Origin of the sequence: Bradyrhizobium sp. WSM1253 (genome assembly GCF_000244935.1) — a bacterium.
In the GTDB taxonomy this organism is placed as follows: Bacteria; Pseudomonadota; Alphaproteobacteria; order Rhizobiales; family Xanthobacteraceae; genus Bradyrhizobium; species Bradyrhizobium canariense.
This window is the reverse complement of sequence record NZ_JH600073.1, coordinates 2157186-2181230: the sequence shown is the minus strand read 5'-3', so window position 1 is coordinate 2181230 and position 24045 is coordinate 2157186. Positions and strand designations below refer to the sequence as shown.

Here is a 24045-nt window from a genome sequence, read left to right as displayed (position 1 = left end):
ACACGGCGGACGAAACGATGCGCAACGTAGTGGTTGAGAATGCGGCAGCGGCCGTGGAAGGCATCAAGGACGGCGACACTGTCATGATGGGCGGGTTCGGCGGAGCGGGTCTTCCGCTCGGAGTGGTCAAGGCGGTGCTCGACAGGGGGGTCCGCGACTTGACGCTGGTATCGAACAACGCGGGCTCCACAGAGGACGATCTGTCGTTGTGGTTCGAGGCCAAGATCGTCCGCAAGATCGTCTGCTCCTACCCGCGCAGTGCCAAGCAATTCGCTGAGCAATATCGTGCCGGCACAGTCGAACTCGAGCTCGTTCCGCAGGGCACGTTGGTGGAACGCATCCGAGCGGGTGGCGCCGGTCTTGGCGGCTTCCTTTCTCCCGTCGGCGTCGGAACGGTGTTCGCGGAGGGCAAAGAGAAGATCGTCGTCGAAGGACGAGAGTTCATTCTAGAGCTTCCGCTTCGGGCAGATTTTGCTTTCGTCAAGGGGCATCTCGCCGACACGCTCGGCAACGTCACCTACAACAAGACGGCGCGCAATCATTGCGCGGTCATGGCGACCGCCGGCCGCACGGTGGCCGTGGAGGTCAACCGCGTGGTTGAAGCCGGCGATCTGGATCCGGAAGCCATTGTCACGCCCTGCATCTTCGTCGACCGCGTTTTCGCAAGGAGCCCTCGATGACCCCGCTTTCACGCGACGCATTGGCGCGCATGGTCGCGCTTCATCTGCCGGCGGAGGGCTTCGTGAATCTCGGGATCGGCGCTCCTACGCACGTGGCCGACTACTTGCCGGCCGGTTCGGGCGTAATCTTTCACAGCGAGAACGGCATCCTCAACGTAGGCCCAAAGCCAGCGGCAGGCGAAGAGGACTGGGATCTCATCAACGCCGGGAAAATGCCGATCTCGCTTCGGACGGGTGGCTCCTACTTCGACTCCAGCCTCTCATTCGCGATGATGCGGGGCGGCCATCTCGACGTCGCCGTGCTCGGCGCGTTCCAGGTCTCCAAGGACGGCGACCTTGCCAACTGGACGACCGGAGACAATGGGTCTCCGCCCGGCATCGGTGGAGCAATCGATCTAGCCGTCGGCGCGAAGTCGATCTGGGTGATGATGGATCACACCACGAAGGATGGTCGTTCCCGCATCGTGGAGCGATGCGGGTATCCACTCACCGCGCGTAGAGTGGTGACCCGGATATTCACCAGCCTCGCCATCATCGACGTGACGGAGGGAGGGCTGGCGGTCTGGGCGCTGCTCGACGGCCTCACGATTCAGGCGCTGCGCGATCGGACGGAGGCGCCGCTGCACGTCGCCGGCGAGGTCCGGACCATCAAGCAGGACGGGAGCGTCGCATGACCTATCGCGTCGCCGAACTGGTCGCGGACAGTCTCGTCGCCCATGGGATCGACCGGGCCTTCGGCGTGCCGGGAGAAAGCTTTCTGGCGCTGCTGGATGCGCTGCGCGACCGCAGCGATTTCGATCTGGTGACCTGTCGGCACGAAGGAAGTGCAAGCCTTGCGGCCGTCGCCGACGCCAAGCTCACGGGTCGCGCTGGAGTCGTGATGGCGAGCCGTGGCCCAGGCGCCTTCAACGCCGCGCTTGGACTGCATGTCGCCGCGCAGGAAGCGATTCCGCTGGTGATGCTGGTCGGTCAAGTCGACCGTCCGAACCTTGCGCGGGACGCTGTGCAGGAGATCGACTGTGGCCGTTCGTTCGATGGCGTGCTGAAATGGTCGGTGCGTCTGAACTCGGCGGATCTCGTTCCTGAGATGATGGCCCGCGCGTTCGCGGTGGCCCATGCGGGAACGCCCGGCCCGGTCGCCGTCGAGCTGCCTGAGGATCTCCTAGAGGAAGCCGCAGAGGGGCTTGCCGTCAGGACAAACGGACTCGCGCATCCAGAGCCGGGCAACGCGGCCACCGAAAGGGCGGCGGCGGCGTTGACGGAAGCGGAGCGACCGATCCTGCTGATCGGCGGCGAATGCCGGACGGGATCGTTCCGCGAAGTCCTGGTCGCGTTCTCCGAGAAGTGGAACGTCCCAGTCATCACCATGAACAAGATGCAGGACCAATTTCCGAACGCTCACCCGCTGTGGGCCGGTCAGTTTGGGTTCTTTCCCTCTCAACCTCATGCAAAACTGCTCGAACGCGCAGACCTCGTCGTTGCCGTCGGGACACGTCTGGGCGACCTGTCCTCGCTCGGCTTTGCGTTTCCCCGGCAGGCCGAGCCGCGCCAGCCGTTGGTCCATGTCTATCCGGATTCTGATGCGATCGGAAAGCGCGTCCAGACCGACGTCGCGGTCGTTTCTGGATCGCATGCGTTCGTATCGGCCATGCTCGCCGTTTCCGCGGCAGCGCCGGACCGGACCGAGTGGCTCAGAGCAGCAGCCGCGGTGCGGACGGCCACACACGGCTGGCCTCGTTTCGGCGTACCGTCCGCAGACGTCTTCGGTCACGCCGTGGCGGCCATCGCTACACACTTCAAGCCCGACGGCATCGTCACGACGGACTCCGGCAACTTCGCGGGATGGGTCCATCGCATCTTCAGCCTCGAGCCGACTGCACGGCTGCTCGGCTCGGCTTGCGGTGCAATGGGCAGCGGGGTCCCGTCCGGGCTCGCTGCGAGCCTTCGATTTCCGGAGCGACAGGTCGTGGCCTTCTGCGGAGACGGCGGCTTCCTGATGACGGGCAACGAACTTGCGACGGCCGTCGCTAGAGGGGCGAACCTCAAGATCGTCGTATCCAACAACCGGTCCTACGGGACGATCCGTTCCCATCAGGAGCGGGCCTTCCCCGATCGTCCGTACGGCACTGATCTTTCGAACCCCGACTTCGCCGCCTTGGCACGTGCCTTCGGCGCGAAGGGATTCGTCGTCGAGGACGCGGAGAGCGCTCCGTCGACGGTCGCTGAGGCCATGACGGCCAAAGGACCGGTCGTCATCGAGGTGCGATCCGATGTGCGTCAGACACTGGACAAATCGCTCACCGTTTCACGCTGAAACCGTTCGGATCACGGCCTAGGAGAACCAAGATGGACGCCATCGCAATCGAGAAGTCCCAGGTCGCGACGTCCTGGCAGGGCGTCGTGCGCTTCCTGCACAAGACCCCGCGAGCCTTTCTGCCGATGCGCTCGTTTCCTTCGCTCGAGCTCGTCGCCGGACGCGGAATCAAGGGTGATCGATATTTCGTCGGCCACGAAACCGGATTCTACTCGCACAAGCCGGAGGAGGGACGGCAGGTCACCCTGTTCGAGGTGGAGACGCTCGAGGCGCTGCGACGCGACCACAAGATCGAGTTGCTGCCGGAGGAACATCGCCGCAACGTGACCGTCGAAGGCGTCCCGCTGAATCATCTCGTCGGCCGTCGCTTTCGGCTGGGAGAGACGATCGTCGAGGCGACCCGCCTCTCGACGCCATGCCGGCATATCGAGGAGATACTCGGCAAGTCGGTCTTCGACCCGCTGATCAACCGGTCGGGGTTGAACTGCAAGATCATCGCTGGGGGCACGTTGCGTGTCGGCGACGCAGTGAGGCCGATCTAGATGGCGAAGGCGATCAAGACGGTTTCCACAATTGTCTCGAAGGTCGAGAATCTCGGCAACGACACCAAGCGCTTCACGCTGGTCGACCAGGACGATTGGGAGCTGCCTCCGTTTCGGCCCGGGGCGCATATCGACGTCCATCTTGGGCAGGGTCTCGTCCGGACCTACTCCCTCTGCAACGAGCCGGACGACAATCGGCGCTACGTGATCGCGGTGAAGCGGGAACGCGAGGGCCGCGGCGGCTCGAATTTCCTGCACGAACGCGTGGAGGCGGGACAGCCGCTTTCCGTCTCGCTGCCGCGCGGCGGGATCGCGCTGCATCCGGAGGCAACGAACGTGTTCGTTGCGGGAGGCATCGGCGTGACCCCGTTCATCTCCGCGATCCGGCATCTCGAGCGTCGGGGGCGTTCGAATTACGTGCTGCATTGGACCAGTCGCGGGCAGCCGGTCCTGCTCGACATGATCGGGCCTGCGATCGAAGCGGGCCGCGTCCGCTTGTACGACACGACCAAGCAGGCCAAGCCCATGGTCGCTGCGATCGTCGGGGAATTCGCCGAGGCCGGTCTGGCGGCCTGCTGTGGACCCGACCCGATGCTGAAGGCCTTCGAAGCTGCCGTTTCGTCCTGGCCGGAAGAGCGGAAGCACATCGAGATGTTCGCGCCGCCAAAGGTTTCCGTCAGAAGCGACGTGCCGCCCTACGAACTCTATCTGTCGGCGAGCAAGAAGTTGGCGACCGTCACGCCGGATGTCGGTCTTCTCGGGACGCTGGATGCGCTCGGCGTCGACGTCCCCGTGTCTTGCGGCGGAGGCATCTGTGGCGCCTGCCGCACGCGCTGGACCGAGGGGCCCCCCGTCCATCGCGATCGCGTGCTTTCGCCCGCCGAACGGGAGAATGAACTCATCGTCTGCGTGGGCGACTGCGCCGGACAGAGACTGGTGCTGGATCTGTGATCGGTCGGAGAACCCGTTCTACAGTTTGAATTGTCGACGGTTTGGTGCGAGATCGATGCAGGCAACAACTTCGGAAAGATCCGAGCGCAATGGCACTCAACCTCAAATTTCTCCGCGTGCAGAGCGGCATGACGCTGGAGCAGCTTGCCGCCGATTCCGGTCTGACCCGCAGCTATCTTTCCAAGCTGGAACGCGGGCTCTCCTCTCCTTCGATAGGCTCCGCGCTGAAGATCGCCGAAGCTCTGGGGACTACCTTAGACCACTTCTACGGCCAGCCCGACGACCACGACCCGATCACGATCGTCCGCGCGAAGAACGGGAAGGCGGGCGACGTCGATACGCACCTGTCGCTTGTCGCTGGACTGGCTCCCGAACGCACGATGCGCGCGTTCATCGTGCGGCCGACCAAGACGGCGAAGCGCGGTCGCATCATGAGCCACCACGAAGGTGAGGAGATCTTGTTCATCCTCGCCGGCCGGATCGAACTCGTCATTGGAAAGCGCAAGGAGACCTTGAATCCCGGCGACTGCATCCAGTTCGATTCCACGATTCCGCACAAGCTGATCCAGGTGTCTTCCGAACCGGCGTCGGCGCTCGTCGTGATAGCGACCAAAACCACTTAGAGGGCCCAGATGCCGATCGTGCTGCGAAAGAAGGACTTTTACGCCGGGCTGCTCATGGTGCTGCTAGGCGCCGGGATCGATTTCAACTCGGCTACCTATTCGCTCGGGACCCTCGCGCACATAGGACCAGGCATGTTTCCGTTCATGCTCGGTGTCATGATGGTGATCGTCGGAGCGTTGATCTTCGTCACGGGATTGGCGACGCCTCTTGAAGAGGGAGAGCGCATCTTGCCGGCCGCGATGGAATGGCGAGGCTGGGCCTGCATCCTCGCGGGCCCGCTAATGTTCGTCCTCTTCGGCGTCTATTTTGGCATGGCCGCGGCCACCTTCATGTGCGTGTTCGTCTCCGCGCTCGGCGACAGGACCGCAACAGTGACAAGCTCGGCCGTCCTGGCTGTGGTTGTAACGGTCGCGGGCTGTCTCCTCTTTTCTTACGTGCTGAAGGTTCCTTTCCCGCTGTACCGTTGGGGGTTCTAGATGTTCGCGAGCGCGCTTTCCGATCTCTGGTACGGCTTCGGGGTCGCCTTCGAGCCACAGAATTTCATGTGGTGTTTCGTCGGTGTTCTGGTTGGCAACATGGTCGGGGTCCTGCCAGGAATGGGGCCTCTCGCCACGATATCCGTGCTGCTCCCGCTAACGTTCGGCATTCCCCCGGTCGGCGCGATCTTGATGCTGTCAGGCGTGTTTTATGGCGCGCAATACGGCGGCGCGATTTGTTCCATCCTGCTCAACCTGCCGTGCCATCCACCGCACGCGGTGACGTGCCTCGATGGGTTTCCGTTGACGAAGCAAGGCCGCGGAGGTGCGGCGCTCGGCATCACGGTACTGTCGTCGTTTGTCGGCGCCTCTTGGGGCATCCTGGAGATGATCTTTCTGGCGCCGGTGCTGGTGAAGGTCGCACTGGAGTTCGGTCCGACCGAGATTTGTTCACTGATGCTTCTGGGCCTGCTCGCCGGTTCGACGTTGGCGAAGGGCTCACCTCTCAAGGGTATTGCCATGACCTTGCTCGGCCTCTTCCTGGGAATCGTGGGAACGGATGTCGAGACTGGCACGGAGCGCTTCACGTTCGGCATTCCGAACCTCCTTGACGGCATCGAACTCGTCGGACTCGCACTCGGTCTATTTGGCATCGCCGAGTTCATGAAGAGCGTGAATCAATACTCCGAGGTGAACACGCGCTATTCGAACGTCGGCCTGCGCGATCTGCGTCCATCGCGTGATGAACTTCGCCGCTCGATCCCGGCGATGTTGCGTGGCACCATCATCGGAAGCCTTTGCTCGCTCATTCCGGGAACGGGACCGACGATAGCCTCCTTCATCTCCTACGCGGCCGAGAAGAAGGTTTCGAAGACACCTGAGAAGTTCGGAACCGGGATGATCGAAGGCGTCGCCTGTCCAGAGGCGTCTACGCATTCGTCGGTGCAGGGCGACTTCATCCCGACAATGAGCCTCGGCATTCCCGGCGACGCTGTCATGGCCCTGATCCTTGGTGCGCTGATGATCCAGGGCATCGTGCCCGGGCCCCAGTTGATCAAGGAGCATCCGGACATCTTCTGGGGCCTGATCGCAAGCTTCTGGATCGGCAACGTCATGCTGGTGCTTCTCAACGTCCCGCTAATCGGGCTGTGGGTGAAGCTCCTGATGATTCCCTACAAATATCTGTATCCGAGCGCGCTGTTCTTCGTCGCGATCGGCGTCTACTCGACCAACAACGACATGTTCCAGGTCGGCGAGACTGTCGTCGTCGGGTTGGTCGGCTATCTGCTGCTGCTGCTTGATTTCCACCCGGCCTCGATCCTGCTCGGTTTCGTCTTGGGGCCGCGCCTGGAGGAGAACTTCCGCCGTTCGCTGCTGGTCTCGCGGGGCGACGCCATGATCTTCGTCGAGCGGCCGATCAGCGCGTTCTTTTTGCTCCTGTGCGCGGTGCTTCTGGCAGCGCAGATCTACGTGCGCTTGCGGAAACCGAAGGCGTTTGCAGCGCTCGACCTCCCGGAGAGCTCTGGTGCCGCGGTCGCACGGCCCGCCGAGTAGGCTTCAATCGCTTCAAGATCCGCTTGCATCGCGGCCCGAACGCGCCACCCGCGAGATGGCGCAGCATCTCCATACCAGCGAGTGTACGGTGCAGGGCTGCCTGGCCCACGCTGCACGGATTGGAGCATGCTTGTCCAAGTCCAGCGATCGACCGGATTTAAGGCCGGCGGCCGGCTCCAAGAGGCGAGGCGGAGCCAACCGAGCGGTTCTGCCCAGATCTTTGGGACGCTTCAGATGATCGAGACAAGGTCTCGCCGATACGGCGAGCTTTCGCAGGCCACACGATCCGCGCGAACCGCGTCGATCGGCTCTCGGGCGCCAAATCCGTCGAATACGCAGATTTATCAATCCTTTAGGGGGGCGCTTTCGCGCCGCCGTCCTGACGGTGCGGCTCCGTCGATCGTTCGCTTCCAGCGGGGCGGCGTCTACGCCGAGGACATTGGGAAACCCTACTCCGGATAGGTCGCTTGGCCCATGATTTGCTTGGGAAAGGAGGTGTTGCCCATGCGTTGGCGTGATCGAGCGGGTGGAGATTTTGGCGCCATGATGGATATCGAAATTCGCCTGCTGCGGGTGTTCAAGGCGGTGGTGGAGGCCGGCGGCTTTTCGGACGCTCAGGCCACTCTGAACGTCGGAGCATCGACGATCAGCATGCAGATGTCGCAGCTTGAAGGACGCCTCGGTTACGTCGTCTGCCATCGCGGTCGGTCCGGTTTCAAGCTGACCGAGAAGGGCGAAGTCTTCTATCGCCTCGTCGTCGACTTCTTCCAATCGATGCAGTCGTTCGAACTTCAGGCGGGAGAGTTGAAGGGAGAACAGTCCGGGCAGTTGAGGTTGGGATTCCTCGACAACATCGTCGCCGATCCGTTATGTCCGCTCACCGAGGCCGTCTCCGCGTTCCGGAGCAAACAGCGCGGCAGCGCTCAGATCTCGCTCGAAGTATTCGAGCAGCAGGAGCTGAACCAGGCGCTTCTGGAGAACAAGATTGATCTCGCGATAGGCATCTTCTACAGCCGGATACCCGGAATCAGCTACGAGCCGCTTTATCTGCAACGCGACGTCATGGTCTGCAAGAAGGGCCATCCTCTCGCGAGCATCGGCGATCCGAACGAGCTTGCCAAAGCGATCCCCTTGGCCAACAAGGTCCGGCGTTCGTTCGTCGGCGTACAGGAGTTTCCGCTCTACGACGCGCGAACCCTGATCAGCACGATCGGACATATCGAGGCCGCCACCCTCCTGATCCTGTCGGGCGATTGCGTCGGGTATCTCCCTAAGCATTATGCCGCCCCCTTGGTGGCCCGCGGAGAGTTGGTGGAACTGATGCCCCACGTCCTCTTCCTCGACACTCAAGTATCGATCGCCGTTCGTGAAAATTCGGTCGTTTCCCGGTCGACCCTCCACGAATTTCTGGGCTGTCTGCGCGGTTCAGGGCCGCAACTGCTTCGGACCGGCTGAGGGCGCTCCGGATCACTTCAGTTCCATCGAAGTATCCTTCGAAGAATATAGATTTTAAGATTTCGACGCATCGGCAATCCTCGTCGTCAGCCCGATCCAAGGATCGAAACTGTAACGCGAAGGAGATCTGAAATGGTGCGACGATTTTCCGTGCTTCTGGCTCTCTCCCTGTTCCTGAGCGGGCGGGCGGTGGCCGCAAACGACAAGGCGCCTACCAAAATCAAGGTTGGACACCTGGTCGCGATCGACCTGGCGCCTCTCTTCGTCGCCAAGGAAACAAACTGCTTCAAGGACCAAGGTCTCGACGTAGACACGGTATTCTTCGCAAGTCCCGGCGACAACAACGCCGCGCTGGCGGGCAAGGTCATAGACGTCAGCATCAACCCGTTCACGCTGCCGTTCTTTGCCGCCAATAGCGGTGTGCCAATCCGCGTGATCGCATCGGCGGGCGGCTGGGGCGTCATGGAAGTCGTCGCTCAAGGAAAACTGGGCCTGCACTCGATCGGCGACGTGAAGGCGTACGTCCAGACGAAGAAGCCGAAGCTCAAGGTCGGAACGCTTCAGGGGGATACCCTGGAATTGATCCTCACGCGCGCCTTCGACAAGGAGGGCATCTCGGACAAGGACGTCGATATCGTCTACTTCAACGACCTGCTCAGCATGGTCGAGGCCTTTCGAAGCGGTCAACTCGACATTCTGAGCCACATCAAGCCGTACACGACCGACATGGTCGAGACAAAGGGCGCGACGGTCCTTACGTCGAACGCCCAGACCTGGTCCACGACGACGCCGAACAGCGTCGCGAGCGTTTTGGAGTCCACGATCGCCCAGCGCAAGGACGTCGTCGTCGCCTACCTCAAGGGGCTGCAGTGCGCGGCCGACATCATCAATAAGTCGCCGGAGAAGGCGGCCGAGCTCATGAGCAAGGGAAACTATTTCCGGGTCCCGCCCGCGGTCTTGCTCGCTTCGTTGAAGTTGGCGCCTGCTCCAGTCTCCTTCATGCCCGACGTGGCGGTGATCCAGGGCGTCGTCGATGAGCTGACGAAGCTCGGCTACATCAAAGGCAAGACGAAGGCGTCGGATATCTTCCGGCTGGATATCCTCGAGGGCATCGGAAAATAAGCGACGGCACCGCCCTGGAATTGGAGACGATCAGATGTCCTATACGCTCACCTTCGATGATCTTCCGGCTCTCGCAAAGTCCTCGGTGCCCGAGCATTCCGCGGTTTACGACCCGGCGATGTCGCTGTGGAAGGAGACGGTGCCAGGCGGCCTGCATTGGTCCGGCCTGATCCGCCGCGGCAACACCTTGCGGATGACCGCGCTCGGAGACACCGCCAACGTGTCGGCGCTGTTCTACAATTTCGACGACCGTGTCGAGCGGTACAACATGCCGGATACGCTCAAACAGCAGGGAACGTCCCACATCAGGGAGGGACTCGTCTGCTACTCTGACATGGGGCGCGTGCTCTGCTCGGTCGCCAAGTCGACCTGCGCCTGGCACGACACGATGGGAGGAATGAGCAGGGCCGAGCACGTCGCCGAGAAGTACGGCGTCCACCGGTATCAGGAGTGCCGGAATGGCATGTATCGCAACGCCTACGACGGCTTTCTGACGCAGCTGGGCAAGTGGGGCATGGGAAAGCGCGACGTCGTCGCGAACATCAACTTCTTCAGCAAGATCGCCGTCAACTGGGACGGAGAGTTCCGTTTCGTGCCGCAACACAGCAGGAAGAGAGAATTCGTCGACCTTCGTTTCGAGATGAACGCCATAGTCGTCTTGTCGACGTGCCAGCACCGCTTCGATCCGAATCCGGACTACGCGCCGGTCGCGGTCGAACTCGAATGCTGGCGTTCGGGTACCGCCGGCAAGGACGATCCATGCCGCGTCGGCCTGGCCGAAAACAGCCGCGGCTTCATCCTCACCGAGCGATACTACCTCTGAGCAATCCGAACCGGGCGAAGGAGCCGTCATGAAGATCAACGTCGTGGAGAGCCCGTTGCGTCGCGAGGATGCCGTGTACAATTTCGTTCACGCGCCGGGCGAGCCTTGGATGCACGAAATCAAGGTCGGACAGATCATCCGGATCATAGACGTCGAGGGCAATCAGGCCGTCGATGCTCTTTTCCTGAACGCGCGCAAACCGGAAGAGCGGTACGATTTGACAGAAACCATGGCCGCGCAGGGAAACGCTTATCTCGGCATGGGAACTCGCATCATGTCGAACGAGGGACGCCCGATGCTGACGATCGTCGCGGACACCTGTGGCCGGCATGACACCGTTGGAGGAGGTTGCTGCTCGCAGGAAGGCAATTCCGTGCGCTACGGACTCGAGAAGCGCTTCATGCATGCATGCCGCGACAACTTCATGCTGGCCGTCGGGAAGTGGGGCCGAGGCATCGACAAGCGGGATATCGTATCCAACATCAACTTTTTCATGAATGTGCCCGTCAGGGACACCACGCTGCACTATGAAGACGGCATTTCGGGTCCCGGCAAGTACGTCGAGCTCAGGGCGGAGATGGACCTCATCGTTCTGATCTCCAATTGTCCGCAACTCAACAATCCCGCCAACGCCTACAACCCGACGCCCCTCGAATACCTCGTCTGGGATCCGCAGGGGACGGCCCGATGACTGAAGCGCGATCTGCCAGTAAGCTTCAGCCGTACGCGTTCGGCATTGCGTCGATCGTGGGGCTTTTGGTCCTTTGGGAGATAGTGGGCGCGAGCGGAAGCTCTCTCGCCAGCGTGCTTCCTCCTCCGAGCAGGTTTCTCCACACGATCGCCGAAAGCAATTTTAAGATCGGATTGGGTTCGCAGGCGGCAAGTCTTCAAGAGTCACTCTTTGCGACATTCTTCCGGGTGTTCTTCGGGATGGCGGTGGCCTTCGTGGCGGCCATCCTCACCGGTGCGCTTCTGAGCCTGTCGGGCCACGCGACCTGGATTCTCAGCCCCATTCTCCGACTGTTCGCCCCCATCGCGCCGATAGCCTGGATACCGACGGCCATCGTTGTGTTCGGAATCAGCAACGTGACAGCGATATTCATCGTCTTCATGGGCGTCTATTTCGTCCTGACACTCGCGACACTGAACGAGATCCATCGGATCCCTCCGGAGTTCGCGACGGTAGCGGGCAATCTCGGCGCCGGCCCCCTCCAGCGTTGGATTTGGGTCACGTTGCCGGCGATTCTCCCCGGCGTTTTCATGCTTCTGCGGACGAACTTCATCGCGGCCTGGATGGCGGTACTCGTCGCTGAAATGGTCGGGCTGAGGGATGGTCTCGGAGCCATCATCATGATGGGGCGGAATCTGTTCAACAATGACTTGATCATCTTCGGAATGGTGGTGATCGGTGTCTCCGGCTTCGTGGTGGATCGCCTTCTCCAGTTCATCGGCGACCGGGTGCTGTGGTGGCGGGTATGAACGGACCCGTGGTCATCACACAGCCGAAGACCGCCTTCCAGGTCGACCGCCTGACAATCAAGTACGATGACGGTCAGGGCGCGGTCTACGCACCCCTCGAGGACTTCTCGATCAAGATCCGCGAAGGAGAGGTGACGTGCCTGCTCGGCCCATCGGGCTGCGGGAAGACCACCCTGCTCAAGGCCCTTGGCGGCTTCGTCATCGGTGAAAGCACCGGCGGCGTACTCTTCGATGGTCAATTTCAGCAAGGTCCGACACCGGAGATCGTCATGATCTTCCAGGAGAACAACCTGTTTCCTTGGTTGAACGTGCGGAGCAACGTGGCGTTCGGGTTGAAATTCATGCCCAGGGAAAAGGTGCGACCCGAGGCTCTGGATGAGATGCTGGAAGCGGTCGGCCTCCAGGAGGCCGCCAAGCGCTATCCGCATCAATTGTCGGGAGGAATGCGCCAGCGAACGGTGATCGCGCGTGCGCTCATCACAGACCCGCGGGTGCTCCTTCTCGACGAGCCGTTCAGCGCCCTCGACGTGAGCCTCCGTCGTCGGATGCAACAGCTTCTCCACGATCTATGGGAGAAGACCGGCATGACCATGGTCATGGTCACGCACAGCATCGAAGAGGCGCTGTACGTCGGCCATCGTGTCCTCGTTCTCGGCGGTCGGCCCGCCGGCGTCGTGATCGACGCAGACACACGTGATCCGGCCCTGAAGGATCGCTACTCGGACGCATACCTTCAATTGCAGCGACGTATCGAAAGCGTCATCTACTGATGCGCATGGGAAAGATCATGAAACAGGAACTGAGCGATCTCTCGGTGCGCGAGTTGGCGTTGCGAGTGAAGCAAGGCCAGATCGAACTCGCCGACGTTGTGAACGACGTGCTGGCCGCGCGGGCGGAAAACGCTTCCAATCCCATGTTCATCACCGTCGTGCCGGAGCAGGAGCTTCGCAAACGTGCCGAGGAGCTCGCATCGCTCCCGGCCGCCGTCCGCGCGAAGATGCCGCTTTACGGTGTGCCGTTCGTGGTCAAGGACAACATCGACGTCGTCGGATACGATACGACCGCGGGATGTCCGGAATATGCCTATCGGCCGGAGAGGAACGCCTTCGTCGTGGATCGGCTGCTCGAGGCGGGCGCAATACTTGTAGCGAAGGCCAATCTCGATCAATTCGCGACCGGGCTGACCGGCATGCGCTCTGTCTATGGATTTCCGCAGAACCCCTACAGCGCCGACCACATCGTCGGGGGGTCTAGTTCGGGGTCCGGCGTCGCCATCGCATGCAAGACTGCGCATTTCTCACTGGGGACCGACACTGCGGGGTCCGGACGCATCCCGGCCGGCTTCCTAGGAATTTACGGCTTCAGGCCGTCGGGTGGGGTGCTGAGTAACACGGGCGTCGTTCCGAGCGGCCGAATGCTCGATTCTTGCTCGGTGTTTTGTCGTTGGCCCGATGACCTGCGTTTGGTGATGTCGGCGGCTGGCGTGTATGACGCCGCCGATCCCTTCTCGAAGGAGGTGCTGGGCAGGCGGAAAGCTTTCAAGGATCCGGTCGTCGGTATCATCGATCCGAAGGAAGAATACTTCCTGGGAGATGCCGAAGCGAAGCGTGTCTACGCGGCCGGCATCGAGCGGCTCAGGGGTTTGGGATATTCCATCGAGCAGATTGACTACGAACCGTTCGCCGAAATCTCGGACATGACGTACAAGCCCGAACTGATGGCCGAGAGGGCTGCTGTGCTCGGGCCATTCATCGAGGCGCATCCAGAAGGGACATATTCCCCCGTCGTCAAGGCTGCCCTTGTGAATTCGACAGACTGCAGGGCCGTCGATGCCTACAAAATTCTCCATAGGAGAACCGAACTGGCGCGGGAGATCGAACTGGGCACTTGGTCCAGGGTGGACATGCTGGCCTTGCCGACGGCGCCGACCATCCACAAGCGCAGCGAAGTCGAACGCGATCCCGCATACGCTTCGACCAGTCTCGGCCTGTTCGTGAACTTCGCGCCTCATCTCGGTATTCCAGCGTTGTCCGTGCCCAACGGGATGCGCAGGGATGGACTACCGAGTGGCTTGATGTTCGTTGGTCGGGAAGGCGACGATGGCTTACTGGTCGATATCGCCCAGAGCTTCGCCGAGTTACAATCGGTCTCTGCAGCCATTGGTGAGCTGCCCTGACACTATGTGTCGTGTGCGGATGGCGAGATAGCGTGCTCCCCAATAGGAGGTGCGATGCGGTGACCGCTGACCCGCTCCGGGCCTATCGTCCGCTTTGGACGTGGGGATAAGCTGTCGATCAACGAACTGGCGGCTCCATTCCTTGCGCCGTCAACTATGATGCGTTCTCGCGGTTGCGCAGCCCCAAGGTTAGCCAATTGGCATGTTCTCTAAGTGCGATGATCTTGTCTGGCATCCGGATCGGCGCTGGAGCTACCGGTCGCGGCTAGACTAAGCTCCGGCAGCGCGCTCAAGACGGAACATTTTCGCCGCGAGGTCTTTGATCGTTGGGTGACGTCAGGACCAGCGTCGGCGCTCGTCGTGATCACCGACTACCATCGCCGCGAGAATCCGCTCTGCATCGAACTTCTGCATGTAGAGGATGCGCTCACACGCGGCGAACGTCACATCGCCGGCCACAAGCAGCCCGGAGATATGATAGATCGGCAGGGCGTGGATCAGGACGTCCGGGGTGAGTGGCGCCATCGCTCGAAGGAAGCAGGCCGAGATGCAGGTGCGAATCAGGCTACGTTCAGTAAATGTGTTGACGTGGATCGACAACGCGGCTCCCAAAACTGCAAACGAGGCCAACGTTACGATCTCGAATGACCAAGCGCGAAATGGACGCCGACCAGGGTTGAGGCTTTTCTTCCTGCATCAACTTCCGCGCAACTTTATCGGTCGCCGCGAGGTGGTCCGGATCGAACGCATGGCGTAAGTCGAAGGTGCAGGCAAGCACGGTCGCTCCGAGGAGTTCAGGTTGACCACTAAGGGCTTGCAGAGTCCAAACCCAGATCGCCATGTTGGCGATGATCCGAAAGGCGAAAGTTGCGATGTTTACGGCGTTAGGTTAATTCCGTCGCACATTTTCTGCCATTGCCTCCTTCCTGCCTCGCATTGCTTGCGGAATCAAACCAGTTAGACTTTGAGCAGTTGTGCCGCCTGGGCCCCTGGCATCGCAGAGCCAATGTTGTGGCGATACTGAGTCGGCGGTGTCTGGAAGGCGCGAGCGAACGCGCGGCGCATGTTAGCCGGGCTCCCGAACCCAGCCCGATGAGAAATTTGTTGGACGGACAGCAGTGTCGTTTCCAGAAGGATGCGCGCCGCTTCGACTCTAATACCCTCGACAAAGCGAGCCGGCGTCGTCATCATTTCGTCCGTGAACGTGCGGCTGAAGTTCCGAGAGCTCATCGCTGCGCGTTTCGCCAATGCGTCGACCGAAAGATCGGCCGCAAGGTTCGCCAACGCCCAATCCATGACATGGCTGATCTGAGAATTTCGGATCGACTGCGCTTTGAGAAACTCGCTCACCTGGGGGTGATTGCCCGGCCGCCGCAGGAAAATGACCATCATCCTGGCCACGTCCAGAAATGTGGCCTGCCCACAGTCATTCTCGATCAGGTAGAGACAAAGGTCGATGCCGGCCATTCCGCCGACGGCGGTATAATATAAACCGTCATGAGCGAAGAGCCTATCCGGCTCCATATGGACCTGCGGAAATCTCGCTGCGAACTGCCTGGTGTAGTTACGGTGCGTTGCGACCCGCCGTCCGTCGAGCAGGCCCGCTGAAGCAAGGACGAAGGTCCCTGCGCAGGTTGCGCAGATTCGACGTGCGGACGCCGCGGCTCGGGTCAGCCAATCGATCAGTGGCTGGTTGTTGTCTCCGGACGGCTGAAGTTCCTGACTGCCAGCAACCAGGATCGTGTCGTAGAACGTATCCAGTTCGGATCCGATGACCTTGTCAGGAACTATGCGAACACCGGAGGAGCCGACAATGAGACCAGGTGCGGCCCCGATCAGGTCAACCTTGTAACGAACCGATGTTGCAGGTGATCGACCGGCTTCATTGAATGCATCGATTGGTCCCATGAAGTCGATCGTGTTGGCGCCGTTGATGACGACGATGCCGACACGAATGGTCTGTTCAGGAACTCCATGACCATCTCTGGATCGACCAGGAGCGGGGACGTCGCCATGTGTCATTGATCGAACCTCGACTATTCGAGCATCGAGGACTGAGCCGGGACAGACGAGTCCGCTGTCACCCGGGCCGGCCCCTGCCGACCCTGCGAGTTTTGCTTAGTCTCGATCAGACAAGCCGTTTGATTACAGATGTACCGGGATTCACGGCGTCAATTCGGCCAAACTCACGTCGACATCGGCCATGTGTATCCGAAGATCGCCGTCTCCGGGCAGCCCGACGGACCGGCCCGTACGATTCCGGGACCTTGATCCAAATCTGTTGTCGCTGCCGTTCGTCCTCGCGGCAGCTCTCTTCGTCACGGGGACGAGGCGCGTGTTCTATGGCCGGCTGGCGGACGGATCGTTCGCGGTGCATGACTTGTACCGGCCCAGGCACTTCGAAACCGAAGGCGGTATTCACCTGGGGCTATACCCAGATTGCGGACAAACGCTCGCCTCATGCCATCGGCATTCCCGAAGCCGCACCGTATCGCGATTTGTTGCAGCGACTTTGCGCTGTCTTCGAGGAGCAATCGCGCTGCGTCCAGCCTTGCCGCGTCCACGAATTCGGTGGGGGTCATGTTCATGTCCTGGCGAAACACGCGCGTGAAGTTCCGAATGCTCATTCCCGACTGTTGCGCCAGATTGTCGACTGAGAGCTGGGTAGCGAGGTTGTCGAGAACGTACTGCTGAACTTGTTGGATCCGGCTCTTGCCCGACATTTGCGCCGCAAGGTGCGCGCTGAACTGCGACTGTCCGCCTGGGCGTTTCAGGAACATCACCATGTAGCGCGCGACGATCAGAGCCAGGTCGCGTCCGTAGTCTTCTTCGACGAGCGCGAGCGCAAGATCCATGCCCGCTGTGACGCCGGCTGTGGTGCAAAGATTCCCGTCCCGTATGAAGATCTGATCGGAATCGATATCGAGATTGGGAAATTCATTCCGCAAACGGGTGGCGCATTCCCAATGCGTCGTTACGCGCTTGCCTTCGAGCAAGCCCGCTGCCGCAAGCAGGAAGACGCCCGTGCAGACGGAGCCAAGACGGCGAACTGTGGCGGCTCTGCGCCGCAGCCACTGGACCATGGCGGGGTCGACGATCGCAAATGATGGATCGCCGCCGACCAGAAGTGTGTCGATCGGCTCGTCTGGATCGAAGATATGCCGGTCGGCCACGAAGCGAAGCCCGCCCGTTCCGCGGACGGGATCTGCCGACCCCGCGATTACCTGTACGGTGTAGGCGTTCGGATCCCCTAGTCGCCTGCCCGCCTCCCAGAACACTTCGGCCGGACCGACGATGTCGAGAGACTGAACTCCTGGGGGCGCGAGCAATGCGATCCGCATCAACAATCCTCAAATGAGGCGAGTTGTTAAGCAATTTTCATTCCGATGGGCCGGCACGAAGGCATCACTTTCGGCCAAACCTGCGTCATATTCGGACTCTCTGGAGGTGGGCGACTTCATCCCGTGTTCATAGCACGAACCGGGACGAGCGACGAATTCACTGTTCATTGGTCTGGGGTGAGCAGAGGGTCTTAATCAGGGCGCCTCTGCCGCGCGGTCACCGAGGCCGGACCGTTCCACCATCGTCTCGAGCACGGTGAGCCAGATTTCGTAGTAATCCCAACTCGGGTCGGACTTGTCGTGGGTCGCCTCCCAGGCGGCGATCGTTGATATCAGCTCCGAACGGAAGTCGTCCCATTCGAACAGGCCCAGCTTGGAAAGTGCGAGCGCCATGCCGAAAGCCTGCCGCTGCCAAGGCGCACCGAAGCAAAGGCTTCCATTGTCCTTGGGCGGCATGTCGGACTGTCCCAACATTGCGCCCAAGGCGAAATGCTCGAAGCTTGTCTGCATTGCTGCCTCAAGCGCCCGGGGGCTTGACGACGGCGACGCCCATCATCGATTCCGGCGTGACGAGGGCCGCCAGTTGCTCCTCACTGAACCCATCCGTGCCCGTCGGCCGCTCGGGAACGACGAACCAGCGGATCTGAGCACTGCTGTCCCAAGTCTTGATTTCCTTTTTCGGATCTATGTCCAGGCCGAACTCGCCGAGCACCTTCCGCGGCTCCCGCGCGGCCCGCGCGCGGAAGGACGGATCCTTGTACCAGTAAGGCGGCAGACCGAGGATTGGCCAAGGGTAGCACGAACACAGGGTGCAGATGATGAGATTGTGCACCTCAGGCGTGTTGATCGCCGCCTTCATATGCTCGCCTTCCGCGCCTGCGCCCTTGGTCGCAAAGTTCATCTGTTCGACGGCGGCCATGGTATCTTCGGCCAGAAGTGTCTTAAAGGCGGGATCGACCCACGCCTTCGCAACCAGCCTGGCGCCGTTGAACGGACCCATCTCGGTCGCGAAGATCGCCATGATCTTGTCCACGGTCTCGCTGGTGATGATGCCCTTTTCGATGAGAAGCGCCTCCAGTGCGCGCGCGCGCGCCGCGTTCACCGCCTCACGGTCCTTGGAGTATTCGAAACGTTCCATCGGGTGGTCCTCAGGCGGCGGTCGCGGGCTCGAGATAGGCCTCGAACAGGTCTGCATAGAAAGTGAAATTCGTCTCCGTATTACCAGGCCAGAGATCCCCGGGATCGAACCTGACGCAGTAAACGGGCATCGCCTTTCCGATTCCATCGACGCCGGTGTCGCAAAGATAGGTGTAGGCATCTGGGTAGACGCTATCGATGATGCCTGCCTTGTTGCGGAGGTGACCGGGCAGACGCGTGTGGTCGATCGATTTCGGGCTGGCGACCCAGACGGCGTCTCCGGCCGCGAAGCGGGGCGGCGCTGACCGCTCACGTTTCGGATCGTCTCCGATGAGAAGATATTTCCGGACCCGGGCATCGACCCCGGCATCTCCGCCCTTAGGCATCGCGCTAGATGCCGACATGAAGGTTTCGGTGCGCGCGTTGAGTTCTGCCTGCGTGATATATCCGTTGGCGACGAAATATCCGGAGATGCCACCAAGCCATTTTTCGTAGTACCGGAATTTGAAGTAGTCGAACGGATTCATCGACTCTGCACCTTTGCGCAGGTCGGCCCAAGTCCACGTGGTGTTGAACTTGCTCGGCGTCGCATCTAGCTCGAGTTGCGGGCTTAGTGCCATCATCGCGGTGTGGATGCCGAAGATGCGCTCCTCCCAGGCTTCCACGAAGACGCGCGTTTCAAGCGATATCGGGTCGAGGCCTTCGAGGCCTCCGAGATAATGTTGCAGCTTCATGCGGAGCAGGCCTTTCCTGAGGTTGAGCATGCCACCACCCGCGGGCGGCCGGTACGTCGACGGATCCTTCGGACACGAAGCCGACCATCTCTCCGGTCAGCATGGAACCGCGGCGGAAATGACGGATCGTCGGCCCATGCTAGGCTACGAGACTTGCGCCCTGCTCGGTTAGTTCGGCGATTTCATCGCGAATTCGAGCCGCCTCAAGGCCCCTTCCGATGAAGACGATCGCGCTGGTACGAGGCTCGTTGGGGGCCCACGGCCGACCTGGCCGGCCGTCGAGCGTCATGTGGACGCCATGAAACACCCAGCGTCGCGGTTCGCTTGCCAGCGACAGAATGCCTTTGCAGCGCAGAAGGCCCTCACCATTCTTCTGCACGAAGCCGTTCAGCCATCGAAAGAATCGAGGTCCGTCCAGGGGCCGTTCCTCGCGGACTTCCACGCTGATCACGGATAGATCGTGCTCGTGCTCGAGGTCGGAGAGCAGTAGCGGCTCGATCGTCAGGCAGTTCTTCAGATCAAAAGCCTTGACGTCGATAATCGAGGCGGCATTTGCGCGGCCTTCGACCGAAGTCACCACCCGAACCATCGGATTGATTGCCCGGATGGTCGCCTCGACCTTGGCGAGGCAGCCTTCGCCAACCAGATCCAACTTGCTGATCACCGCGATGTCGGCGAAAGCGATCTGCTCGGCCGCGACGTTCTCGCCGGCGCTCTGGTCGGCAAGCCATCGGTCGATATGGGTGGCGTCGACCACCGTCACGACCGCATCGAGCGTGGTTGCGGCAGACAGAGTTTCATCGACAACGAAGCTCTGAATGATGGGAGCGGGATCGGCCAGACCCGTGGTTTCGATGAGAATGCGACGAATGGGCCTCGTTCCCGATAGAAGTTTGGTGATCGTCGTAACAAGATCCGTCCGAACCGTGCAGCAGATGCAGCCGTTGTTGATCTGGAGAATCTCTTCGTCTACGCCAACGACCAATTCCGCGTCGATGCTGATGGCCCCGAACTCATTCACGATGACAGCGGAATCTGCCATCAAGCCGCTTTCAAGGAGCTGATTGAGCAGCGTCGTCTTGCCCGACCCCAGGAAGCCGGTGAGGACGGTAACCGGAATTTTTTGTGATGCCACCATCGAGCCCTGCGCCTCGTCGCAAAGCACGCTAGTTTTAGGGCAAGGGCTGGTGCAACTTTGGTGAACGTGCAAATCCTGCCAAACAGCGTCAACATTGTGCGCCGACGACGGCAAAGCCCTGATATTTAAGCGGCTGGTAAGGCAGCCCGACCCAGTCTGGCGATCATTTTTCCGGTCGTGAGAACCCCATGCATTTTCTTGGTTTGAGAACCAAATTCCTTGTCATCATCGGCGTCGCGCTCACCGGCATGATCGTTCTGGTTCCGATCGCGCTATACAACATTCGCAGCCAGATGATGACGGATCGACAAGCCAAGATCCAGCAGATGGTCGACATCGGCCACGGTATCCTGGCGCACTATCAGAAGCTTGAAAGCGACGGAAAGCTTGGCCGCGAGCAGGCCCAGGCTGCCGCACTCGCGGAGATCAAGGGGCTGCGCTACGACAAGGTCGAGTTCTTCTGGATCAACGACATGGCTCCGAACATGATCATGAGTCCGGCCAAGCCTGAGCTTGATGGCAAGCCGGTCGGAGAGTTTAAGGATCCGGCTGGCAATTACCTCTTTCGGGGCTTTGTCGACGTTGTACAGAAACAGGGTGCCGGCTTTTACGGCTACTTCTGGCCAAAAATGGGTTCGGATCAGCCGGTCTCCAAGTTGTCCTACGTGAAGGGGTTTGCGCCCTGGGGCTGGATTATCGGGACCGGCATCTATCTCGACGATATCGATGCGATCTTTCGACAGGCCGCCTGGACGTTCGCGTGGCTTTGCCTTGGCGTCGTTGTGCTGGTGGTCGTCATTTCCTTGGCAATCAGCCGCACCGTGACTCGGCCACTTACCACGGTTACCTCGCTTACCGAGAAGCTTGCTTCGGGCGAAGACGATTTCGAAGTGCCATACACAACCCGTCACGACGAGGTCGGGAGTCTCGCCCGCGCTTTGAGCGTATTCAAGGAGAACGCGGCGGCCGTGCGCAAAATGCACAGCGAACAGCAAGAACTCAAGCGAAGTGCGGACGAAGACAAGCGCAGGACCATGGTCGAACTTGCCGGAAAATTCGAGGCGAGCGTCGAAAGCGTGGTCCGGGAGGTTTTCGCGGAGGCGAGCGAGATGCAGAAAGCCGCACAGAGCATGTCAGCAAGCGCTGATCATGCCAATGGACGCGCGAACTCAGTTGCTGAAGCATGCCGCGAGGCTTCCGAGAACGTACAAATGGTTGCCTCGGCCGCCGGTCAGCTGTCGGCCTCGATAAGCGAAATAAGCCATCGCGTAACGCAGGCGGCCCAAGTTGCCGACAAAGCTGCCAACGACGGGCAGCGCGCTAACGCGACCGTGCAAGGACTGGCCGCGGCGGCCTCCAAGATTGGCGAGGTCGTAGGACTCATCAACCAGGTCGCCGCTCAGACCAACCTGCTGGCGCTGAACGCAACGATTGAGGCGGCGCGGGCTGGCGACGCCGGACGGGGCTTTGCCGTCGTCGCGGCCGAGGTGAAGTCGCTTGCGACGCAGACTGCCAAGGCCACGGACGAAATCAGCGCTCAAATTTCTTCGATACAGGCTGAGACGTCTTCTGTGGTCGGCAACATTCAGAACATTCTCGCGACGATAACCGAGGTGAATGAGATCTCGTCTTCGATCGCGTCGGCGGTAGAGGAGCAAGGCGTCGCAACGCAAGCCATCGCGCAAAGCGTGAGGGATGCGGCCTCCGGCACGAACCGGGTTTCGCAGAACATCTCTGACGTTAACACCGCCACGTCGGAAACAGGACAGGTGGCGGGCAGCGTCCTTGGCTCGAGCGTGCGCCTGACGGGCAAGTTGCGGCTGTTACAGGAGGAAGTCAGCGGCTTCGTCGCAAGTGTCCGTGCGGCTTAGGATGAAATCATTGTCCTGTGTCGTAAGGTGGTATCGACCCTTGATGCGCACAATTACAGGCTTCGCTCCTTCATGAGCCGATAGAGATGTGCGCGGCTGATGCCCAGTAGCTCGGCCGCGCGGCTCTTATTCCCGCTGGATTGCTCCAAGGCGGTCCGGATCTCCGTGGCCGTCTGCGACTGGATACGCTGCTTGAGCGGCTGCGGCGTGCGTTTCTCGTCCTTCTCGGGACGTGGATCTGCAGGAAGCAACATCAGTTGGCCGGTTACCACGAACCGGGTGAGCACGTTTTCAAGTTCTCGAACATTGCCGGGCCATCGATGTGCAATAAGCGCCGCGATCTCTCTTCGGCTCAGGTCCCTCGGCTCCGCGCTCAATCGGGCTGCGATCCGCGTCAGCAATTGCCGGGCGAGAAATTCGATGTCCTCCCGATCTCGAAGGGGAGGTACGTCAATCGGCAGCACGCCGAGGCGATAATAGAGGTCTTGTCTGAAGCGCCCCCCGCGCGAGAGCTCGGGAAGCGATTGATTGGTCGCGCAAATGACGCGGGCATTGATGGCGACTGGCGTCGTGCCACCAACGCGTACCATCTCGCTGGTCTGGAGAACGCGCAGCAAGCTGCCCTGTAGGTGCAGCGGCATATCTCCGATCTCGTCCAGGAAAAGGGTGCCCCCGGAAGCCAACTCGAACTTCCCGAGTTTTCCGCGACTGCGCGCGCCGGTGAATGCGCCGCCTTCATAGCCGAACAATTCGGCTTCGATCAGCTCGCTCGGGATCGAAGCGCAATTGATCCAGACGAAAGGACCTTCCGACCGGCTCGACTGTGCGTGGATGGCGTGAGCGGCCAACTCCTTGCCGGAACCGGTTTCGCCCGAGACCAATACAGGGAGATCGTGCCCGGCGACCATGTCAAGCGAATTTCGGTAGGCCTCCATCAGTTCGCCTTGACCCACGATGTCGCTGATGCCGGACCGTGAGCGCCAAGGCTTGTTGCCTTGGGGCATCGCCAGTTCGGCTTGCGTAGCCCGTCGAAAGGTTCTCTTCAGGGTGCCGAGATCCGAGAACAGTGCGAGGCCGACCGCGCCAATGATGCGGCCGTCCTGAAGAACGGGAACCTGTCTGGTGATCAGTTGATGGCCGCGCACCTTCAATGGATAGCCGACGTGGCTTCCTTCGCCGCGTGCGACGAGATGGAGCTTGGTTTGCGATCCCACCACGTCGGTTATGTGTCGTCCGACGAAATCATCGGCAACGCCCCCCAGGAGTCTGCAATAGGGCTGGTTGATCAGGACGATCGTGCCTGATGTGTCAACCGCGACCAGGCAGTCGGAGACGTGATCGAGGACGAGCCTCAGGAAGCCTGCTTCCTCCGACGACCCGGCAATCCACTGCGAAAGGACCATTGCGGAAATCTCGATGTCCAAGTGTCACAAGATTAGGACAGATATGTAACGCAAATGATACACTAGCGTCACGATCGCTGGACGTCAAACAGCGCCGCTCTGTTCCAGCCATGAGAATTTGGATCGCATTGCCAACGCGTTAGGCGTCGTCCTGTTACAAGAGGCCGAATTGGCACGGCGCTTGCGAACCTCCTGTTCGGAAAGAAAACTCGGGAGGAGCAGAAT

25 protein-coding genes are annotated in these 24045 nt (G+C 60.8%); 16 read left to right on the top strand and 9 right to left on the bottom strand.

Annotation, left to right across the window (positions count from 1 at the left end; all coding sequences use genetic code 11):
* Positions 1-17 precede the first annotated feature (17 nt).
* From BRA1253DRAFT_RS11955 to BRA1253DRAFT_RS11880, 15 genes are all read left to right on the top strand, one after another.
* A complete protein-coding gene (locus tag BRA1253DRAFT_RS11955) occupies positions 18-680 on the top strand; it encodes a 3-oxoacid CoA-transferase subunit A (RefSeq protein WP_007594318.1) in 663 nt (220 codons plus the stop codon).
* Positions 677-1354, top strand: coding sequence for a 3-oxoacid CoA-transferase subunit B (locus tag BRA1253DRAFT_RS11950; RefSeq protein WP_007594317.1), 678 nt, complete (start codon positions 677-679; stop codon positions 1352-1354). Before BRA1253DRAFT_RS11955 ends, BRA1253DRAFT_RS11950 begins: the two co-directional genes overlap by 4 nt.
* Entirely contained in the window at positions 1351-2994 is a 1644-nt protein-coding gene (locus BRA1253DRAFT_RS11945) for a thiamine pyrophosphate-dependent enzyme (RefSeq protein WP_007594316.1), read from the top strand. The genes BRA1253DRAFT_RS11950 and BRA1253DRAFT_RS11945 overlap by 4 nt, the downstream gene beginning before the upstream one ends.
* Before the next feature lie 32 nt (positions 2995-3026).
* Positions 3027-3536 (top strand): MOSC domain-containing protein, encoded by a 510-nt coding sequence (locus BRA1253DRAFT_RS11940; protein ID WP_007594315.1) that lies wholly within the window; start codon positions 3027-3029, stop codon positions 3534-3536.
* Positions 3537-4487, top strand: coding sequence for a PDR/VanB family oxidoreductase (locus tag BRA1253DRAFT_RS11935; protein ID WP_007594314.1), 951 nt, complete (start codon positions 3537-3539; stop codon positions 4485-4487).
* 89 nt (positions 4488-4576) lie between these two features.
* Entirely contained in the window at positions 4577-5110 is a 534-nt protein-coding gene (locus BRA1253DRAFT_RS11930; protein WP_007594313.1) for a helix-turn-helix domain-containing protein, read from the top strand.
* A gap of 9 nt (positions 5111-5119) precedes the next feature.
* A complete protein-coding gene (locus BRA1253DRAFT_RS11925) occupies positions 5120-5587 on the top strand; it encodes a tripartite tricarboxylate transporter TctB family protein (RefSeq protein ID WP_007594310.1) in 468 nt (155 codons plus the stop codon).
* Positions 5588-7141, top strand: coding sequence for a tripartite tricarboxylate transporter permease (locus tag BRA1253DRAFT_RS11920; protein WP_007594308.1), 1554 nt, complete (start codon positions 5588-5590; stop codon positions 7139-7141).
* A gap of 543 nt (positions 7142-7684) precedes the next feature.
* Positions 7685-8596 carry a LysR family transcriptional regulator gene (locus tag BRA1253DRAFT_RS11910; RefSeq protein ID WP_198288237.1) on the top strand — a complete coding sequence of 304 codons (912 nt, stop codon included), beginning with the start codon at positions 7685-7687 and terminating at the stop codon, positions 8594-8596.
* A gap of 132 nt (positions 8597-8728) precedes the next feature.
* Entirely contained in the window at positions 8729-9718 is a 990-nt protein-coding gene (locus tag BRA1253DRAFT_RS11905; RefSeq protein ID WP_007594305.1) for an ABC transporter substrate-binding protein, read from the top strand.
* 34 nt (positions 9719-9752) lie between these two features.
* The gene (locus BRA1253DRAFT_RS11900) at positions 9753-10541 is read left to right on the top strand and encodes an urea amidolyase associated protein UAAP1 (protein ID WP_007594303.1); all 789 of its coding nucleotides are present in this window, start codon (positions 9753-9755) and stop codon (positions 10539-10541) included.
* Positions 10542-10569: 28 nt separating this feature from the next.
* Positions 10570-11232, top strand: coding sequence for an urea amidolyase associated protein UAAP2 (locus BRA1253DRAFT_RS11895; protein ID WP_007594301.1), 663 nt, complete (start codon positions 10570-10572; stop codon positions 11230-11232).
* The gene (locus tag BRA1253DRAFT_RS40445; RefSeq protein ID WP_007594300.1) at positions 11229-12020 is read left to right on the top strand and encodes an ABC transporter permease; all 792 of its coding nucleotides are present in this window, start codon (positions 11229-11231) and stop codon (positions 12018-12020) included. The genes BRA1253DRAFT_RS11895 and BRA1253DRAFT_RS40445 overlap by 4 nt, the downstream gene beginning before the upstream one ends.
* Complete coding sequence (locus tag BRA1253DRAFT_RS11885) at positions 12017-12790, top strand: ABC transporter ATP-binding protein (RefSeq protein WP_007594298.1); 774 nt, start codon at positions 12017-12019, stop codon at positions 12788-12790. Before BRA1253DRAFT_RS40445 ends, BRA1253DRAFT_RS11885 begins: the two co-directional genes overlap by 4 nt.
* 17 nt (positions 12791-12807) lie before the next feature.
* The gene (locus BRA1253DRAFT_RS11880; RefSeq protein WP_157158575.1) at positions 12808-14196 is read left to right on the top strand and encodes an amidase family protein; all 1389 of its coding nucleotides are present in this window, start codon (positions 12808-12810) and stop codon (positions 14194-14196) included.
* 336 nt (positions 14197-14532) lie between these two features.
* Here BRA1253DRAFT_RS11880 and BRA1253DRAFT_RS11875 read toward each other — a convergent pair whose 3' ends face one another.
* From BRA1253DRAFT_RS11875 to BRA1253DRAFT_RS11845, 8 genes are all read right to left on the bottom strand, one after another.
* Positions 14533-14796, bottom strand: coding sequence for a hypothetical protein (locus tag BRA1253DRAFT_RS11875; protein WP_157158574.1), 264 nt, complete (start codon positions 14794-14796; stop codon positions 14533-14535).
* Positions 14768-15037, bottom strand: coding sequence for a hypothetical protein (locus BRA1253DRAFT_RS45185; RefSeq protein WP_245285901.1), 270 nt, complete (start codon positions 15035-15037; stop codon positions 14768-14770). Before BRA1253DRAFT_RS45185 ends, BRA1253DRAFT_RS11875 begins: the two co-directional genes overlap by 29 nt.
* Positions 15038-15153: 116 nt before the next feature.
* On the bottom strand, positions 15154-16218 hold the full coding sequence (locus BRA1253DRAFT_RS11870; RefSeq protein WP_007594295.1) for a GlxA family transcriptional regulator: 1065 nt from the start codon (positions 16216-16218) through the stop codon (positions 15154-15156).
* Positions 16219-16514: 296 nt separating this feature from the next.
* Positions 16515-17537 (bottom strand): GlxA family transcriptional regulator, encoded by a 1023-nt coding sequence (locus tag BRA1253DRAFT_RS11865; protein WP_007594294.1) that lies wholly within the window; start codon positions 17535-17537, stop codon positions 16515-16517.
* Between the two features lie 195 nt (positions 17538-17732).
* Positions 17733-18011, bottom strand: a complete 279-nt coding sequence (locus tag BRA1253DRAFT_RS11860) for a nitrile hydratase accessory protein (protein ID WP_371261369.1) — start codon at positions 18009-18011, stop codon at positions 17733-17735.
* A 43-nt stretch (positions 18012-18054) separates the two neighbouring features.
* Positions 18055-18675: a nitrile hydratase subunit alpha gene (nthA, locus tag BRA1253DRAFT_RS11855; protein WP_007594292.1), complete on the bottom strand. Its 621-nt coding sequence runs from the start codon at positions 18673-18675 to the stop codon at positions 18055-18057.
* Between the two features lie 10 nt (positions 18676-18685).
* Positions 18686-19408: a nitrile hydratase subunit beta gene (gene nthB / locus BRA1253DRAFT_RS11850; RefSeq protein WP_035995101.1), complete on the bottom strand. Its 723-nt coding sequence runs from the start codon at positions 19406-19408 to the stop codon at positions 18686-18688.
* Positions 19409-19547: 139 nt separating this feature from the next.
* A complete protein-coding gene (locus tag BRA1253DRAFT_RS11845) occupies positions 19548-20546 on the bottom strand; it encodes a GTP-binding protein (RefSeq protein ID WP_007594290.1) in 999 nt (332 codons plus the stop codon).
* 188 nt (positions 20547-20734) lie between these two features.
* Here BRA1253DRAFT_RS11845 and BRA1253DRAFT_RS11840 point away from each other — a divergent pair, with 188 nt between their 5' ends.
* The gene (locus BRA1253DRAFT_RS11840; protein ID WP_007594288.1) at positions 20735-22417 is read left to right on the top strand and encodes a methyl-accepting chemotaxis protein; all 1683 of its coding nucleotides are present in this window, start codon (positions 20735-20737) and stop codon (positions 22415-22417) included.
* A gap of 53 nt (positions 22418-22470) precedes the next feature.
* On the opposite strand, the gene BRA1253DRAFT_RS11835 is transcribed toward BRA1253DRAFT_RS11840, so the two are convergent.
* Entirely contained in the window at positions 22471-23841 is a 1371-nt protein-coding gene (locus tag BRA1253DRAFT_RS11835; RefSeq protein ID WP_245285899.1) for a sigma-54-dependent Fis family transcriptional regulator, read from the bottom strand.
* Positions 23842-24045 lie beyond the last annotated feature (204 nt).